The following is a 14,985-nucleotide window of genomic DNA, read 5'->3' on the forward strand; positions in this document are numbered from 1 at the left end:
GCAGATCATGCATAACCCTCATACGCTGGACCCGGCATCGCAGCCGATGAAGCAACGTGTATTTGCGTTCGGCCTGATGTGCCTGGGCTTTTTCATGGCCACGCTGGACATCCAGATTGTCGCGTCGTCGCTTCGCGATATCGGCGGCGGGCTTTCTGCCAGTCAGGACGAGTTGTCGTGGGTACAGACCGCTTACCTGATCGCGGAGATCCTCGTGATCCCGATGTCCGGATGGCTTTCGAAAGTGTTTTCGACACGCTGGCTGTTCGTCGCATCGGCGATCGGCTTCACTGCAACGAGCATGCTTTGCGGCCTCGCGTGGGACATCAACTCGATGATTCTCTTCCGCTGCCTGCAAGGGGCGCTCGGCGCGGCGATGATTCCGACCGTCTTCACGACCGCATTCGTGCTGTTCCCCGGCAAGCAGCGACTCGTCGCTTCGACCACGATCGGCGCACTGGCTTCGCTGGCGCCTGCCGTGGGGCCGGTGATCGGCGGCTGGATCACCGATCAGTGGTCGTGGCACTGGCTGTTCTATCTGAACCTGGTCCCGGGTCTTGCCGTCGCGGCGCTCGTGCCGAAGTACGTGCATATCGACGATCCGGATCTCAGCTTGCTGAAGAAGGGCGACTACCTGGGCATCGTGCTGATGTCGGGCTTTCTCGGCTGTCTCGAGTACGTGCTGGAAGAGGGCCCGCGCAAGAACTGGATGAGCGACCACATCATCGTCGCCTGCACCTGGATTTCGGCAATCTGCGGATTTCTCTTCCTGGTGCACGCGTTGACAGCGAAAGACCCCATCGTCGATATCCGGGCGCTGGTGGTCAGGAACTTCGGCATCGGCAGCCTGCTGTCTTTCGTGACGGGCATCGGTATCTTCGTCGCGGTCTTTCTCACGCCGCTGTTTCTCGCTCAGGTGCGCGGCTTCGACTCGCTGCAGATCGGTATTGCGCTGCTCTCCGTCGGTGCGTTCCAGCTATTGGCGCTGGGTGCTTATGCGTTGGCGTCGCGCTTTTTCAGCATGCGCGCGCTGCTGATGTTCGGTCTGATCTGCTTTGGTGCCGGTTGTTACCTGTACACGCCGCTGACGCACGACTGGGGTTGGCAGCAGCTCCTGTTGCCGCAGGCGCTGCGCGGCATCGGCCAGCAGTTCGCTGTGCCGCCGATCGTGACGATGGCGCTCGGTTCGTTGCCGCAATCGCGTCTGAAGTCGGCAAGCGGTCTGTTCAATCTGATGCGCAATCTCGGCGGCGCGATTGGCATCGCGGTCAGTTCGACGATGCTTAACGACCGGCTGAATTTTCACTATCTGCGTCTGAACGAGAGTGTCACGACAGGCACACCGCAGGTCGAAGCGCTGCTGGACGAACGGACGGCGCACTGGGCCGCCGCGGCGGGCGATGCGTTGAACGCCGCGCAGTCGGGACTTGCGAACCTGCACGCGCTCGTCTACCGCGAAGCACTGACGTTGACGTTCGCGGACACGTTCTACGTGCTTTCTCTCTGCTTCCTGGTCGCCATTATCAGTGTCCTGTTTTCGAAACCCATCTCCAACACCGCTCCTCCTCCGGATGCGCATTGAGGTCATCATGAAAAAACTTCTTATTGCTGCCGCAGTCAGCGTGTTCGTCAGCGCCTGTGCTGTACAACCGGCAGAGCATGCAGCGCTTCCAGCTACGGTTCAAAGCGTGGCGCCCCAGGGTTGGAGCGTCGACGTGCCGAAGTCGGATATCGATGCCAAGACTTGGTGGGCACATTTCGGCGACCCGGTTCTCGACCAGCTCATCGACATCGTTCTCTCCGAAAACCTGGACCTGCAAGCCGCCGCCGAGCGCGTGAAGCAGGCCCAGTCGCTGACGGTGCAAAAACGCGCCGTGCTGCTGCCGGAACTGGACGCAACGGGCCATGTGTCCGACACGCGCCAGAACACGCCGCCGCCGCTGGGCTATGTGAAGCAGGGCGGCATCGGGCTCGCGCTCAGCTGGTCGCCGGATGTGTTTGGCGGAGAGCGGCTCGATCTGCTCGCCTCTCAGGCCCAGCTCGTCGGGCAGAAGCGTGCCGAAGATGCCGTTCGTCTCGCGCTCGCCGCCAACACCGCGTCGGCTTATGTGGATCTGCGCTGGGCGCAATCTGAACTCAAGATCCTGCAGGACAACCAGCGCATCCGCGAGCGGGCGCTGCAACTCACGCAGGAGCGGCTGAAGTTCGGCCTGTCGACCCAGCTCGACGTCGCCCGTGCGCAAAACCAGCTTGACGCGCTCAAAGCCAGGATTTCGCCGACCCAGGCGACCATCCAGCACCAGCTGAATCTGATTGCGGTCTATTCGGGTAGAACGCCTGAGTCGGTCGACAAGCTGGTCCTGGCGACACCGGCGCCGATTCCCGCGCCCCCCGTGAGCGCGCCGCAAACGCTGCCGTCGGAGGCGCTGCTCAGGCGTCCCGATGTGCTGAGCGCATACGCCCAGGTCGAACAGCGCGCGGCGCAGGTCGGCGTGGCGAAGGCCGAGCGGTATCCGAAGTTTTCGCTCAATCTGTCGGACGGGTTGCTGGCCGCTTCCTATCTCGGTCTGCCGACGCTCACGGACAACCTGTTCAGCGCGGCGCTCAGTGCCACCAGTCCCATCTTGAATGCCGGCCGTATCACGGCGGGGATCGAGCAGAGCGAAAGCAAAATGCGCGAGTCCGAACTCAACCTGCATCAGACCATGCTGGAGGCGCTTCGCGAGGTCGAGGATTCGCGCGCGGATCTCGTCAGCACCACGGACTCGACGCAGCGGCTGCAGGACGCGCTGGGCGCATCGGACAAGTCGTTGAAGCTCGCCAACGAACTGTACAAGGGCGGCGCGACCGACTTCCTCGACGTTCTGTCAGCGCAGGAAGCGTATCTGCGCGACTCCGATGCGCTGAATCAGGCGCAACGCGAGCATGCGCTCTCGGCGGTTGCCTTGTATCGTTCGCTGGGTGGTGGCTGGAGTCAGAACGATACCGCCACCGCTGCGGCATCCAGTTCGGTGGCGGCAAAATGAGCCGGCGCGATGGGACATGGGAACAACGATGCCTGCAACACTGCGATAGTGCACTGCATCGTTGTCGTTGGTTGCAACCGGGCTGATCCTTTGGAAATATGCAAACGGCGCCGCCTCGGCGGCGCCCGGTCGCCTAAATGTTGATCTGGCCGCCCATTTCGACCACCCGGTTCGCAGGCAGGCTGTAGTATTCGGCGGCCTGCGCCGCGTTCCTCGCGAGGAACGCGAAGAGCTTTTCGCGCCACAGGGACATCGTCTTGCTTTCGCCGGTGGCGAGTACCGTATCGCGGGCGAGAAAGAACGACGTATCGGCCGGCTCGTACTGCCAGTCCGGCATCTGCTTTTGCGCCAACTCCAGAATCCGCGGCACGTTCGGGATTTCCGTGAAGCCATGACGGACCGCGATCGCGTAGCACCTGTGGCCGAGGCTTTCAACGACGGCCTTCTGTTCGTCGGCGATGTGCGGGACATTTTCGGTGGTGCCGGCGATGAAGATGTTGAACTGATGCATCACGCCGTTGTGCTTCAGATTGTGCAGGAACGCGTTCGGCGCCATGCCGGCCACGCCCCCCGGGAACACCGCGGTGCCGTTGGTGCGAGGCGGAGAATGGGCGCCGTCGCACAGCGAGTGAATCAACGGCGCCAACTGCAGGTTATCGCTCTTCATTTTCTCCATGAGCGTTTCGCGGCCTTTGTGCCAGGTGGTCATCACGGTGAAGAGTGCGCCGCCCGCGAGCAGCGGAAACCAGCCGCCTTCCATCACCTTGCTCACGTTACTCGAGACGAACACGGCATCGACGAGCGCCAGCGGTCCGATCACCGCTGCTGTCGCCAGCGGCTTCCAGTGCCACAGGCAATGGGTGATGAAATACATCAGCAAGGTCGTCAGCAACATGGTCGAGGCGACGGCTATGCCGTATGCCGCGGCGAGATTGTCGGACGATTTGAAGAACACGACGAGAAACACCACGGCCGCGTACAGAGAAATATTGATGAACGGAACGTACACCTGACCGATTTCATGGCTCGACGTATGAACCACCGGTATGCGCGGCAGAAAACCAAGTTGAACCGCCTGCTTGGTCATCGAGAAGGCGCCGGAGATCACCGCCTGCGAGGCGATGATGGTCGCCGCGGTCGCGAGCAGCACCAGCGGCACGAGCGCCCAGCCCGGCGCCGACTCGAAGAACGGCTGGGCCACCGCGGCCGGCTTCTCGAGGACCAATGCCGCCTGACCGAAGTAGTTCAGGATCAGGCTCGGCAGCACGAGGAAGAGCCACGCGAGCCGGATGGGTTTCTTGCCGAAATGGCCCATGTCGGCATAGAGCGCCTCGCCGCCCGTCAGGGCCAGAAACACCGAACCCAGCACGATGAACGCGGTACCCGGCGCATGGAGAACGAAAGCGGCGGCGTAGACGGGCGACACCGCGCGCAAGATGCCGGCGTGCGTGACGATATGGGACAGACCGAGCGCGGCGAGTGTCGCGAACCACACGATCATGATCGGGCCGAACACCTTGCCGACCGCGCCGGTGCCGCGCTTCTGCAGCTTGAAAAGACCCGTGAGGATGACGAGCGAGATGGGCACGATCCACTCGGTGAGATGCGGATCGACCAGCGTCACGCCCTCGACCGCGGAGATCACGGAGATGGCCGGCGTGATCATCGAGTCGCCGTAGAACATGGCGGCGCCGAATACGCCGAGGGTCAGCAGCAGATGGCGAAGCCGCGCCGGCGCGACGCCTGAAGCGAGCGCGGTGAGCGCGAGTATGCCGCCTTCGCCGTCGTTATCGGCGCGCATGACGAAGCTCACATATTTCAATGTGACGACGATGATGATCGCCCAGAGAATCAACGACACGATGCCGAAGACATTCATCTGCGTGACGCCGCCGGCTGCTTTCAGGCATTCCCGCAACGTGTAGAGCGGGCTCGTGCCGATGTCGCCGAAGACCACGCCAATGGCGCCAAGCACCAGGTTCGGCGCGGCCTTGGCCGCAGGAGAAGAGGATGGGATGGCGGAAGAGGACATAGGCCTGTCGTAAGGTATAAGTAAGCCACGGCGCCGTTGGCATGATGGGACGCGCGGCGCGGACGACCGCCAGATTCCCCAGATCGCGATCAACAGGGCGAATCCGAACCCGCCGCCCAGAAGAATGTAAGTACCCATATCAGCAGTCCACGACGTTGAACAGGCGCGACGGGCCGCGTCGTTTCCCGACAACGACCCGCGCGATGCCGAATCCTACCGTGGCTTCCTTTCAGAACACCTTGCAGTGCTGTGTTTGGTTCAATTGACTGGCGCGCGGCTAATCGCGCCTTCGCGCGCCTTCACGTGCCTTCACGTGCCTTCACTTGCCCCGGCGCACCATGCCGGCCGGCGGCTTGAAGGCGGGAAGGGTGCGGGCAGGTTCTTTCATCCACTCAACCAGCATTTCCGCAGTCATGGGTCGTGCGAACAGATAGCCTTGCGCCACCCTGCAACCCAGATCCTGCAGGGTCCGCATTTGCGCATCGGACTCTATGCCTTCGGCAACGACGTCCAGAAGCAAGCTCGCACCTATGCTCATCACAGCACCTGCCAGCGTCCTTGCGCTCTCATTGGACTCGAGTTCGCAAACGAAGCTCTTGTCCAGCTTGAGTTCATCGACGGGCATCCGGTAGAGATAGCTGAGACTCGAATAGCCAGTACCGAAGTCATCGATCGACAACCCGACACCCAGTGCGTGCACTGCGCTCAGGTTGGCGAGGGCTCCCGATACCTTATCGAGTAAGACACCTTCCGTCACCTCGAGCGTCAGGTCCGATGGGCAAAGACCATGTTCGTCGAGCATCTGGGCAATCCGCTCTGGAAACGCACGATCGCAAAAGGTAGTCGGGGAGACATTCACGGAAATGTGAGGAATCGCCAGCCCGAGGCAACGCCATGCACTGAGTTGACTGCACGCCTTGCGCTGTACCCAGCGATCGAGGCTGGCAATCAGCCCACTTTCTTCCGCCAGTGCTACGAACCGCTCCGGCGATATCGTTCCAAAGTCCGGATGACGCCAGCGCGCCAATGCTTCTACGCCATGAATACTTCCGTCTTCGAGGCTCACCTGGGGTTGGTAGTGCAACTGCAGCTGATCAGTTCGTAGTGCCTCTCGAAGTGCCCGGCCGAGCTTGAGGTTTTCCTCCGCGATCCTGTTCAATTCGGGGTCGAACAGCGAATATCGATGTTGCCCTGCGGACTTCGCCCGATACATGGCGCTGTCCGCGTGCAGCAACAGTGTGTGAACATCATTGCCATGCTGTGGAAAGAGGGCGATGCCTACACTCGCGGTCGGTGTGATGGTCATTGAGCCGACCATGATCGGCTCGCTCAGTTTCGCCATGATCGACGCGCACCGCAGCGCCGCTTCCTCGGCATCGCACGGCGTCAATACGATCACGAACTCGTCACCTGCCAGGCGGCCCACAAGGTCGGATTCAAACATACATGCTTCGATGCGTCGTGCAACGCCGCACAGGAGCGTGTCGCCGGCGGAATGGCCAAATGTGTCATTCACCTGCTTGAAGCGATCGAGATCGAGAAACAGCAAGGCCAAGGTCTGGCCTTTGCGGGTCGCGTCGGCAATCAGCGATTCGGTGAGCGCCATGAGCGCGCTGCGATTGGGCAGGCCGGTGAGGCTGTCGTAGTAGGCAAGACGCCGGATATTGTCCTTGCTTGCCTCACGCTCCAGCGCTAGCGAGCCAAGGTCCAGGCTTACATCTGCAAGGCGCCGGTGCAGATTGTCGGGATGACGTGACTCACGGAAGTAGAACGCCAGTGTGCCGAGCGTACGTCCATCGCTCGACGTGATGGTATGCCACCAGTAGGTCGCGAGCCCGCAGGACTGTGCGAGTTCCTTTTGCCGTCCCCAGAACGAAGTGGCCGGTTGTTCGGCGAAGGTAACCAACTGGCCTTCGAGGCCGGGCACCTCGCGACCGCCGATTTCATGGCCGAGCACGACCCCGTCGATAGCCTTCACGTAATGGCCGGGCAAGCTCGGCGCACCCAGAATCCGCAGCTTCTGTTCCTTGTCGAGGCATCGGATCGATACGATCACTTCGGGCGCGATCCGTTCGACTTCGAGGCAGATGAGCAGCATCACGTTAAAGATGGGCGCTTCGCGAGCCATCGCATGCAGTACCTTGTGCTGAAGCACTTCATGCATCTTTGTGTGCGTGATGTCGGTCCACACACCGACCATGCTCGTGCACTCGCCATGCCTGTTTTTGACTGCATTGACGACTGCGGAGATCCAGAGTGGTTTGCCCAGGCGGTCATAGACGAGAATCTCCGCCCGAAAGCTGTCGCGCGCCATGACGCGTTCCCGGACATAGGCCAGCGTTTCCTCATCCGTGTACCGGCCAGTGACGATTGCGCTTGGCACCTTTCCCTGCATGTCGGCCTGCGTGTAGCCGAGCATGCGCGTAAAACCGTCGTTGACGTAGATCGTCGTACCGTCGGGATCGGTGACGACGATGGCGGTATCCGTTTCGTTGACCGCGAGCGAGAGCAGATGGCGTTCCACCTCGAGCGCACATTCACTTGCGCACTGCAAAAGTGCGCGCGCGTCGATTCTCGCTGTGGCGCACGGGTCGCCCGCTGCGTGAGTCGTGATTGCGTCGCCCGGACCACAGGAAACTGAAGCAGTGGAAAGCTGGTTCATGACGCAAGTAGGTATTTAGGATGTTTGTGCAAGCGGCCAATCATCAGTTCATAAAGCACGGCGTCCGCACGGCGTCGCGGTGGAACCAGGACCGTAGCCGGCACACCGTTGCTAACGGCAGCCGACGAATTTTCTGTAGCCCGTCAAGCCGCGCTCGAGTCCGAGGCCCTGATGGAAGGCGGCTGAGGGGCTGCCGGGGCCTGATTTGACGACATGAGCGAATGAAGCGAAAGCTGGATTGTCGCTTGCCGCACGCCGAGGTCATTGCCGGACCCCGCCGCGCGTCCCGTTCGCGTCAGCCGGGAATCGGCATGCCGTTATGCCTGGTCCGGGAGCAGGTCAGCCATGGGCGGGTCTTTTTCATTTTTCTTCATGGCGAGCGACGGAAACTGCACCGCGACGAGTGTCGAGCCAGGCGATGACTCGATATCGAATATGCCGCCCAATCTGCCGACACGCGCGCGCATGCTGTGCATGCCCGTTCCATGGTGGTCCGTGTCAGCACCGGGAGCGATACCCACGCCATTGTCGTGGACCGTGACCCGCAGACCCTGCTCGTCATGGCACATCCCGACTTCGACACGGCTCGCGCGGCTGTGCTTGAAAACGTTCGTCAATGCTTCCTGCAAGATGCGCATGATTTCCAGGCTTTTTGCCGCCGGCAGCACGCAACCCTCGATGCCGGAAGCGTGCCAGCGACATTCGATGCCCTCTGTGTCGAGCAGACGCGTCAAGCGGTGCCGCAACGGCGCTATCTGGTCGGCCAGCGTGGTCTCGCCGTAATGCTGGCTGGCTGCCGAATCGATGATGATGCGCAGATCGTCGCGCAACTCTTTCAGGATGGACAGGAACCGCTGTGGTGGAACATCGTGCGGTGCGCGTTCGAGTGTCACGATACTGCTCACCAGCGTGCCCCCGAGGCCGTCGTGCAGGTCATGCGCAAGATTGAGTCGTTCGCCGAGGCGGGCGTTGGCGATTTCCAGTTCATGCTGGCGCTGCAAGGTACGCGTAAGCTCGGATCTGGCCGCCTCGACGCTTTGCGCCAGATCCTTGTTGAAGCCTTCGATCCGGCGCAGGTTGGCGATAAACTGCCGGCCTAGCATGAGCGCCATGCCGACCATCAGCAATTGCGACGTCAGCGCGGTGTAGTAGATGTTGTCGTGGAGGATCGCGAGAAAGGCCAGCAGATCGTGGAGGCCGGCGGCCACGAAGACCGCCACGCAACATCCGAGAATACGGTGCTCAGTATTCCCGCGGCGCCACGCAAAGAAGAGGAAGACCAGGCTGGTCGCAAAGTAGTGGAGGGCCTGCGCCGTCTCCAACAGTGCGCGCAGGTTCTGTACCCGCTGGTGTGACTGACAGGCGAGTACGACACTGGAGAGGACGACAACGCCCCACAGCACACGCTCGTAGCGTGGCCAGCGCCGCGCGCAGAATCGCAGGATGAAGACTGTGTACGAGGCGCAGTACACCGAGAAGGCAATGGTGTTGACGATCTCCCAGCCGTCGGTACTGGCGAACGGCCAGGTGCTGGTCGCCACCTGGTTGTAGCCCACAACCCACCATGCGAGCGTCGTGACGGCAAACCAGCCATAGACGGTTTCCTTGCTTCGCATCAGCCACATCGACAGGAAGAAGCAGCCCAGCGTGGCGGTGACCGCGAGGCTGACCAGCTGCAGATCGAGCCGGACGCGGCGTGCGTCGTCAAAGCGGGCCTGCATCAGAGCAGGCGGCCCGATTGCAGCGGGGCCCAATCCGGCTTGATACATGGCGATTCCCGAAACACGCACGAGCAGGGTATTGGTGCCTTCGTGCAGGAGTGCGGCCGGCAACAGCAGATAACGCGGCGTGTTCCAGGCTCGCGACAGCGGCTCCGTAAGATGCGTATCTCGATTCAGCAGCGTACCGTTCAGATAGATCGCGCCTGACATGTTGAGATAGTCGAGCAGGACGGCGCTGGGTGCGTCGACGCGCACCTGTTGCCAGGTCAGCCGGTACCACACGACGCCATCGAAATCGGGCCAGCGCGTCGACCAGTAGTCCGGGAGCTTGACGTCGACCCATCCGGTGGCCGGAGGCTGGGCTCGCTCGATTGGGATGGCGGATGGCGCAGCCAGCGTTTGGGCGCGGACGGCTTCGACGCGGGAAAACGAGGGCGTTTCAGCAGGCGGGGTGACGGGTGCGAGCGCCCATGATGAGGGCGCGAGCATGCACGCGCAAATTACGGCAGCCAGCCATACGAGCGCGCTTCGAAGACCGCTTGCGTACGTGAACTGACGGCAAGCTTCTTGTAAATATTTCTTATATGGCATCCGACCGTCAGCTTCGATAATGACAGGACATCGGCGATTTCACGGTTGGTCAACCCCTTGGACACCAGTGAGAGAATCTCGATCTCGCGTGCACTCAAAGATGTTGTGACGTCACCTTCCCGTAATGTCCTGGCTGTCGGCTTCGCCAACAGCGTTCCCCCGGTACCGATCAGTTGAAGAATGCGTCTGGCGACAAACGGATCAATCGGTGCCCCGCCCCGCAGCGCGCTGCGGATCGACAACGCAATCTCGACTTCGTCGCGCTCCTTGAGCAAATAGCCGGTCGCGCCAGCTTGCAGAGCGGTCACGACGACCTCTTCGGTATTCCACATGGAGATTACCAGAATCGGCAACGTCGTATCACGCTGATGAAGCACGCGGATAAGGTCGACGCCGTTGCCGTCCGGCAGGCCGACGTCGATCAGCGCCATGGCGATCGGCTGTTCGGCGAGAAGCGCTTTTGCCTGGGCGATGCTGCCCGCAAACAGCAGCGCTTCGCTCGTGTAGCCCAGCGAAATGAGCATGTCGCGAAAGCGGATCTGCGTGAGCGGATCGTCTTCGACGATCAATATCGGGCCGGGTAGCAGTGAGTCGTCGGGACTCGAGGCGACGTTCGTCATGGGTGAGTTCAGCGTTGGCCACGAGGATTGCTGCTTGGTATCCGCCTGGGTTTGCAACGTACGCGTTTCCATTTTATCGGGAGGCCCGGGTTTTTTAAAAGCGAAGCCCCTACGTCACTTTGGTAGAGTCTGGCAGCAGGGGCGCAAGGCGCAATACCTCGTTTGCGGGATCGGCCTGCACTCGCCGCGTGGATATTGCCCGTCTGCAGTATCCACTCCCACGGAATACCCGGATGGGAGATGTTTATTTCATTGTTTGAAAATGGTCCATACCTGGTTTGAGGTATGGCGATCCTCATTTCCGTATGTGAGGATCGTATCAGCATGCACTGCCGATAATCTTTATGAAAGCTACGATACGGGGTTGGCGGTCGAGGGACGACTGCCTGGCGAGCGTCGCGAATTCAAAATCATAACGAGCGACGATACAGTGGAGAAGACGGCGGGTAGTGCGCAAGGCGACACTGCAGGGAAAGGGCTTTCGCCAACGAAAGATGCTCGTCGGACAACAGCGGATACGGCAGTTGCAGACGCTCGACGGCGCCTCTCTGATACGGCGTATCTTGCGTCGAAAGTCCGAAGATATAGCTCGCGCCGGCCGCCTTGATTTGCGCGGCGCGATCGCGGAAGGCGCATGACTGTGGCGTGCATCCCGCAGCGCCGGGGATCGACACCCACCCATCGGGCAGCGGCCCGTCAGGAAGCTTTTTCCAGGGGTAAGCGTAAATAACGACGCGTCCCGCGAGACGACTCAGGTCAACAGAGTCTCCGTCCGTCGAGTTCAAAGCAATGCCTGGCACGGACTGTCCCATCAGGTGGCTTGACCCACCGTCGTCTATAGGTACCGGCATGGTTGACCAGTCGATGGTCGTCGTATCGTTCATGTTTAGCTCTCTCGGTGAGCCGACGACTGATGGGACGCCCAAAAAACAAAAAGCCCCATCGTTGCCCAACATCAACCGGAATGAGCGTGGCTGGAACAACGCCAGGCGAGGCCGCAATTGCTCAAGATAAATCGCGCGGAAGAGCATCACCCCAAGAGTGACCAAAACCAAGGGTTTCTACTTATTTGGCCGCTATATTGGCTTGATATATTGAATCCACGGATACAAATATCCAGTCTTACAAATATATTTCATCTTGGGGCATGGCCACCCCGCGGCGCGTGGAGGCAGTTCTGCCCTCAGTGCGACACGGCTTTTATCGGTCAATCGGTTAATCGGGATCATGGAAGAAAGCGTTCAGTCCTTTCGTGCAGGCTTCGCGGTAACAGCGGAAGAGCAGGCATACAGCTACGTTCTGTACCGCATCCGGATGGGCGTTTATCGCGCGGGCGATCGTCTGATTCCGGAAGAGATCGCGGCCGACATCGACACGAGCCGCATGCCGGTGCGCGAAGCATTCCGCAGACTCGCCAGCGAAGGGCTCGTCGTCATCCGTCCAAACCGTGGGGCGATTGTCCGGGGGCTCGATGCGGACGAAATGGAAGAGGTCTTCTGCATGCGTGGCGCGCTCGAAGGCCTCGCAGCCAGGATGGCGCTGCCCGGCATCAAACCCGCACACATTGCGGAGCTCGGCCGGCTCGTCGAAGTGATGGAAAGTCACGAGCAGGACGCGCATCAGTGGGTGAGCGCGCACCGTAATTTTCATGAGTACCTTTGCCAGCTGAGCGGACGCAAACGTCTTGTCTCTCAGATTGCCGGTCTTCATACCGTCGTCGAACCGCATATGCGGCTCTGGTTGCAACTCGCCGCGAAGCCGACGTCGTCGCGCGACGACCATATGACGATTATCGATGCCATCAAAAGCGGCGATCCCGTAGCGGTGGAGGCGGTAGTTCGGGAGCACATCGAAGCGACGGTTCCTGCCATCCGGCAATGGATGACGTCGGGCCGCTAAAAAAATACATTGCTCGCAGCAAAGCAAGTTTTGTAAAGCATTAGTTCTACGAATAAACAAAGGGTGCGGCTGAAGAAATGGCTGCAGATGACTACCACCAACGTTTGAGCCTCGACATGAAACGACTCGCAAAGAAGCTGCTGGGACTGGTCGTATGCGCGCTTGCGCTGAATGCGCACGCAAAGGATTGGAAAGACATCCGCATCGGCTATGAGGGTGCCTATCCGCCGTTCTCGTCGATTCAGCCGGACGGCCAGCCGGTTGGTTTCGATATCGACATGATCCATGCGCTGTGCGCGCAGATGCATGCGAACTGCACGCTGGTGCAGATCAACTGGGACGGCCTGATTCCCGCGCTGCAGGCGGAGAAGATCGACGCGATCGTCGCCTCCGTGGCGATTACGGCCGAACGCAAGCAGAAGGTCGATTTCACCGAAAAGTACTACAACTCGCCGCGCAGACTGATCGCGCCCAAGGCGACCGCGATCAAGGACGCGACACCGGCCGAGTTGAAGGGCAAGCGCGTTGGCGTGCAGCGGGGCACGCTGGCCGATAAATACGCGAGTGCCTATTGGGCGCAGAGCGGCGTTCAGATCGTGCGTTACGCAACGCAGGACGAGGCTTACATGGACCTCCGTTCCGGCCGTCTCGACGCCGGCTTGCAGGATGCGACGGCCGCCTATAGCGCATTTCTGACCAAGCCGGAAGGCGCGAATTTCAAGTTCCTGGGCCAGCCGATCCTCGGTACGACACCGGAGCAGAAAGCTCTGCTCGGTGAAGGCTACGGCATTCCCGTCCGAAAGGGCGACGACGACCTGAAGCAGCAGTTCAACCGCGCGATCGAAGCGATTCGCGCAAACGGCGTGTACCAGTCGATCGAGAAAAGGTATTTCGACTTCGACATCTACTGACATTTCCAGCGCATCGAAGTAGGTGCACGTTTGTCGCGATGTCTGTCGAAGCGTTTACGGGTCGGACCATGCTCGAACTACAGCAGTACTTTCCAGCGCTTTTACGGGGTGCCGGCATCACGCTCATTCTCGCCGCGCTGTCCGTGGTGCTTGCGGTGTGTATCGGCATGGCCGGCGCGGTGGCGAAGGTCTACGGCTCGCGTTGGCTCGGCTCGCTGGCTTCGGCCTATACGACGCTCGTTAGGGGCGTGCCGGAGTTCGTCATGATGCTGCTCGTGTTCTACGGCGGGCAACTGATCCTCAATCAGTTAGCGTCGGTGATGGGGTTTCACGCGCCGGATGTCGATGCATTCGCCGCTGCCGTGCTGACGATCGGTTTCATCTTCGGCGCGTACTACGCGGAAACATTCCGCGGCGCGATTCTGGGGGTGCCGCGCGGGCAGATGGAGGCGGCGCGTGCGTATGGTTTTTCGGGCTGGCTCGCGTTCCGGCGCATCCTCTTTCCGCAGATGATGCGCCTCGCACTGCCGGCTGCCGTCAACAACTGGCTAGTCCTTCTGAAGGCCACGGCGATGGCGTCGCTCATCGGCTTGCACGATGTGATGTTCATCGCCGATCAGGCCGGCCGCACGACGCAAGCGCCGATGACGTTCTATCTCGCTGCCTGCGCGGTGTATCTCGTGGTCACATCAGGTTCGACGGCCTGTCTTGCACGAGCACGCGGGTACCTGTACCGAGGCGTTCGCGAGGGGAGCCTGCACCGATGACATACGAGCAGTTCGGACCGTTGTTTTCGTCGTACGCGAGCGGCCTGTGGGTAACCGTTCAACTCACGGTCTTCTCTCTTGCGTTGGGTTTGCTGATCGCGATTCCTCTCGCAGTGCTTCGTGTTTCGCCAAACCGTGCCGTGAGCGGCCCCGTTGCCGTCTACACGTGGTTCATACGCGGCACGCCTTTGCTCGCGCAACTGATGATCGTCTACTACGGCTTCGGTCAGTTCCAGTGGATGCAGGACGCGTGGCAGCGCGGCGATCCAGTCCTGTCCTTGTTGCGCGATCCGTACTATTGCGCGCTGCTTGCGTTGACGGCCAACACGTGTGCATACACGACTGAGATTCTTGCGGGCGCATTGCGAGCGACACCTTACGGCGAGATCGAAGCCGCACTGGCATTCGGCATGAGCCGGATGATGGCGTGGAGACGAATTCTGCTGCCGTCGGCACTGCGTCGATTCATTCCAGCGTATAGCAACGAAGTCATTTTGATGCTGCATGGCACGTCGCTCGTGAGCGCCATCACGATTGTCGATCTGACAGGCGTCGCGCGCGATTTCTACGCAAATTACTACGCGCCGTTTGAGGCGTTTATCTCGGTAGGGACGGTCTATTTCGGCCTGACGACGATCATCGCATTGCTGGTCCGGCTCACCGAGCGCAGATACCTGGTTTATCTGCGTCCCCAGAACTTTGCGACACTCGCTAAAGGCTAGAACACGCCACATGAATGCATTGACTGTCGAAAAT

The 14,985-nt window shown here is 60.7% G+C and carries 11 protein-coding genes; 6 read left to right on the top strand and 5 right to left on the bottom strand.

Annotated elements, in window-relative coordinates:
* The first annotated feature begins 7 nt into the window (after positions 1-7).
* Both DLM46_RS30430 and DLM46_RS30435 read left to right on the top strand, forming a co-directional pair.
* Positions 8-1,582, top strand: a complete 1,575-nt coding sequence (locus DLM46_RS30430; RefSeq protein WP_115106863.1) for a DHA2 family efflux MFS transporter permease subunit — start codon at positions 8-10, stop codon at positions 1,580-1,582.
* 7 nt (positions 1,583-1,589) lie between these two features.
* Positions 1,590-3,026, top strand: a complete 1,437-nt coding sequence (locus DLM46_RS30435) for an efflux transporter outer membrane subunit (RefSeq protein ID WP_115106886.1) — start codon at positions 1,590-1,592, stop codon at positions 3,024-3,026.
* 133 nt (positions 3,027-3,159) lie between these two features.
* On the opposite strand, the gene DLM46_RS30440 is transcribed toward DLM46_RS30435, so the two are convergent.
* The 5 genes from DLM46_RS30440 to DLM46_RS30465 form a co-directional block, all read right to left on the bottom strand.
* Positions 3,160-5,058 carry a potassium transporter Kup gene (locus DLM46_RS30440; RefSeq protein WP_115106864.1) on the bottom strand — a complete coding sequence of 633 codons (1,899 nt, stop codon included), beginning with the start codon at positions 5,056-5,058 and terminating at the stop codon, positions 3,160-3,162.
* Positions 5,059-5,377: 319 nt separating this feature from the next.
* A complete protein-coding gene (locus DLM46_RS30445) occupies positions 5,378-7,720 on the bottom strand; it encodes a sensor domain-containing protein (RefSeq protein WP_115106865.1) in 2,343 nt (780 codons plus the stop codon).
* A 317-nt stretch (positions 7,721-8,037) separates the two neighbouring features.
* Positions 8,038-9,930 (bottom strand): sensor histidine kinase, encoded by a 1,893-nt coding sequence (locus tag DLM46_RS40615; protein ID WP_244306423.1) that lies wholly within the window; start codon positions 9,928-9,930, stop codon positions 8,038-8,040.
* Between the two features lie 11 nt (positions 9,931-9,941).
* Positions 9,942-10,652, bottom strand: coding sequence for a response regulator (locus DLM46_RS30460; protein ID WP_115106887.1), 711 nt, complete (start codon positions 10,650-10,652; stop codon positions 9,942-9,944).
* 410 nt (positions 10,653-11,062) lie between these two features.
* The gene (locus DLM46_RS30465) at positions 11,063-11,536 is read right to left on the bottom strand and encodes a peroxiredoxin (RefSeq protein ID WP_165848085.1); all 474 of its coding nucleotides are present in this window, start codon (positions 11,534-11,536) and stop codon (positions 11,063-11,065) included.
* 343 nt (positions 11,537-11,879) lie between these two features.
* On the opposite strand from DLM46_RS30465, the gene DLM46_RS30470 reads away from it, so the two are divergent.
* The 4 genes from DLM46_RS30470 (at position 11,880) to DLM46_RS30485 (ending at position 14,951) form a co-directional block, all read left to right on the top strand.
* On the top strand, positions 11,880-12,551 hold the full coding sequence (locus DLM46_RS30470; RefSeq protein WP_115106867.1) for a GntR family transcriptional regulator: 672 nt from the start codon (positions 11,880-11,882) through the stop codon (positions 12,549-12,551).
* Positions 12,552-12,667: 116 nt separating this feature from the next.
* Positions 12,668-13,462 (top strand): ABC transporter substrate-binding protein, encoded by a 795-nt coding sequence (locus DLM46_RS30475; RefSeq protein ID WP_115106888.1) that lies wholly within the window; start codon positions 12,668-12,670, stop codon positions 13,460-13,462.
* A gap of 68 nt (positions 13,463-13,530) precedes the next feature.
* On the top strand, positions 13,531-14,229 hold the full coding sequence (locus DLM46_RS30480) for an ABC transporter permease (protein ID WP_115106889.1): 699 nt from the start codon (positions 13,531-13,533) through the stop codon (positions 14,227-14,229).
* Positions 14,226-14,951 carry an ABC transporter permease gene (locus DLM46_RS30485; RefSeq protein ID WP_115106868.1) on the top strand — a complete coding sequence of 242 codons (726 nt, stop codon included), beginning with the start codon at positions 14,226-14,228 and terminating at the stop codon, positions 14,949-14,951. Before DLM46_RS30480 ends, DLM46_RS30485 begins: the two co-directional genes overlap by 4 nt.
* Positions 14,952-14,985 lie beyond the last annotated feature (34 nt).

This window comes from Paraburkholderia lacunae, assembly GCF_003353175.1.
Taxonomy (GTDB): Bacteria; Pseudomonadota; Gammaproteobacteria; order Burkholderiales; family Burkholderiaceae; genus Paraburkholderia; species Paraburkholderia lacunae.

Coding starts and splice junctions, on each gene's coding strand:
- DLM46_RS30430 (WP_115106863.1), top strand. CDS start 8: ATGCATAACCCTCATACGCTGGACCCGGCATCGCAGCCGATGAAGCAA.
- DLM46_RS30435 (WP_115106886.1), top strand. CDS start 1,590: ATGAAAAAACTTCTTATTGCTGCCGCAGTCAGCGTGTTCGTCAGCGCC.
- DLM46_RS30440 (WP_115106864.1), bottom strand. CDS start 5,058: ATGTCCTCTTCCGCCATCCCATCCTCTTCTCCTGCGGCCAAGGCCGCG.
- DLM46_RS30445 (WP_115106865.1), bottom strand. CDS start 7,720: ATGAACCAGCTTTCCACTGCTTCAGTTTCCTGTGGTCCGGGCGACGCA.
- DLM46_RS40615 (WP_244306423.1), bottom strand. CDS start 9,930: ATGCTCGCGCCCTCATCATGGGCGCTCGCACCCGTCACCCCGCCTGCT.
- DLM46_RS30460 (WP_115106887.1), bottom strand. CDS start 10,652: ATGACGAACGTCGCCTCGAGTCCCGACGACTCACTGCTACCCGGCCCG.
- DLM46_RS30465 (WP_165848085.1), bottom strand. CDS start 11,536: ATGAACGATACGACGACCATCGACTGGTCAACCATGCCGGTACCTATA.
- DLM46_RS30470 (WP_115106867.1), top strand. CDS start 11,880: ATGGAAGAAAGCGTTCAGTCCTTTCGTGCAGGCTTCGCGGTAACAGCG.
- DLM46_RS30475 (WP_115106888.1), top strand. CDS start 12,668: ATGAAACGACTCGCAAAGAAGCTGCTGGGACTGGTCGTATGCGCGCTT.
- DLM46_RS30480 (WP_115106889.1), top strand. CDS start 13,531: ATGCTCGAACTACAGCAGTACTTTCCAGCGCTTTTACGGGGTGCCGGC.
- DLM46_RS30485 (WP_115106868.1), top strand. CDS start 14,226: ATGACATACGAGCAGTTCGGACCGTTGTTTTCGTCGTACGCGAGCGGC.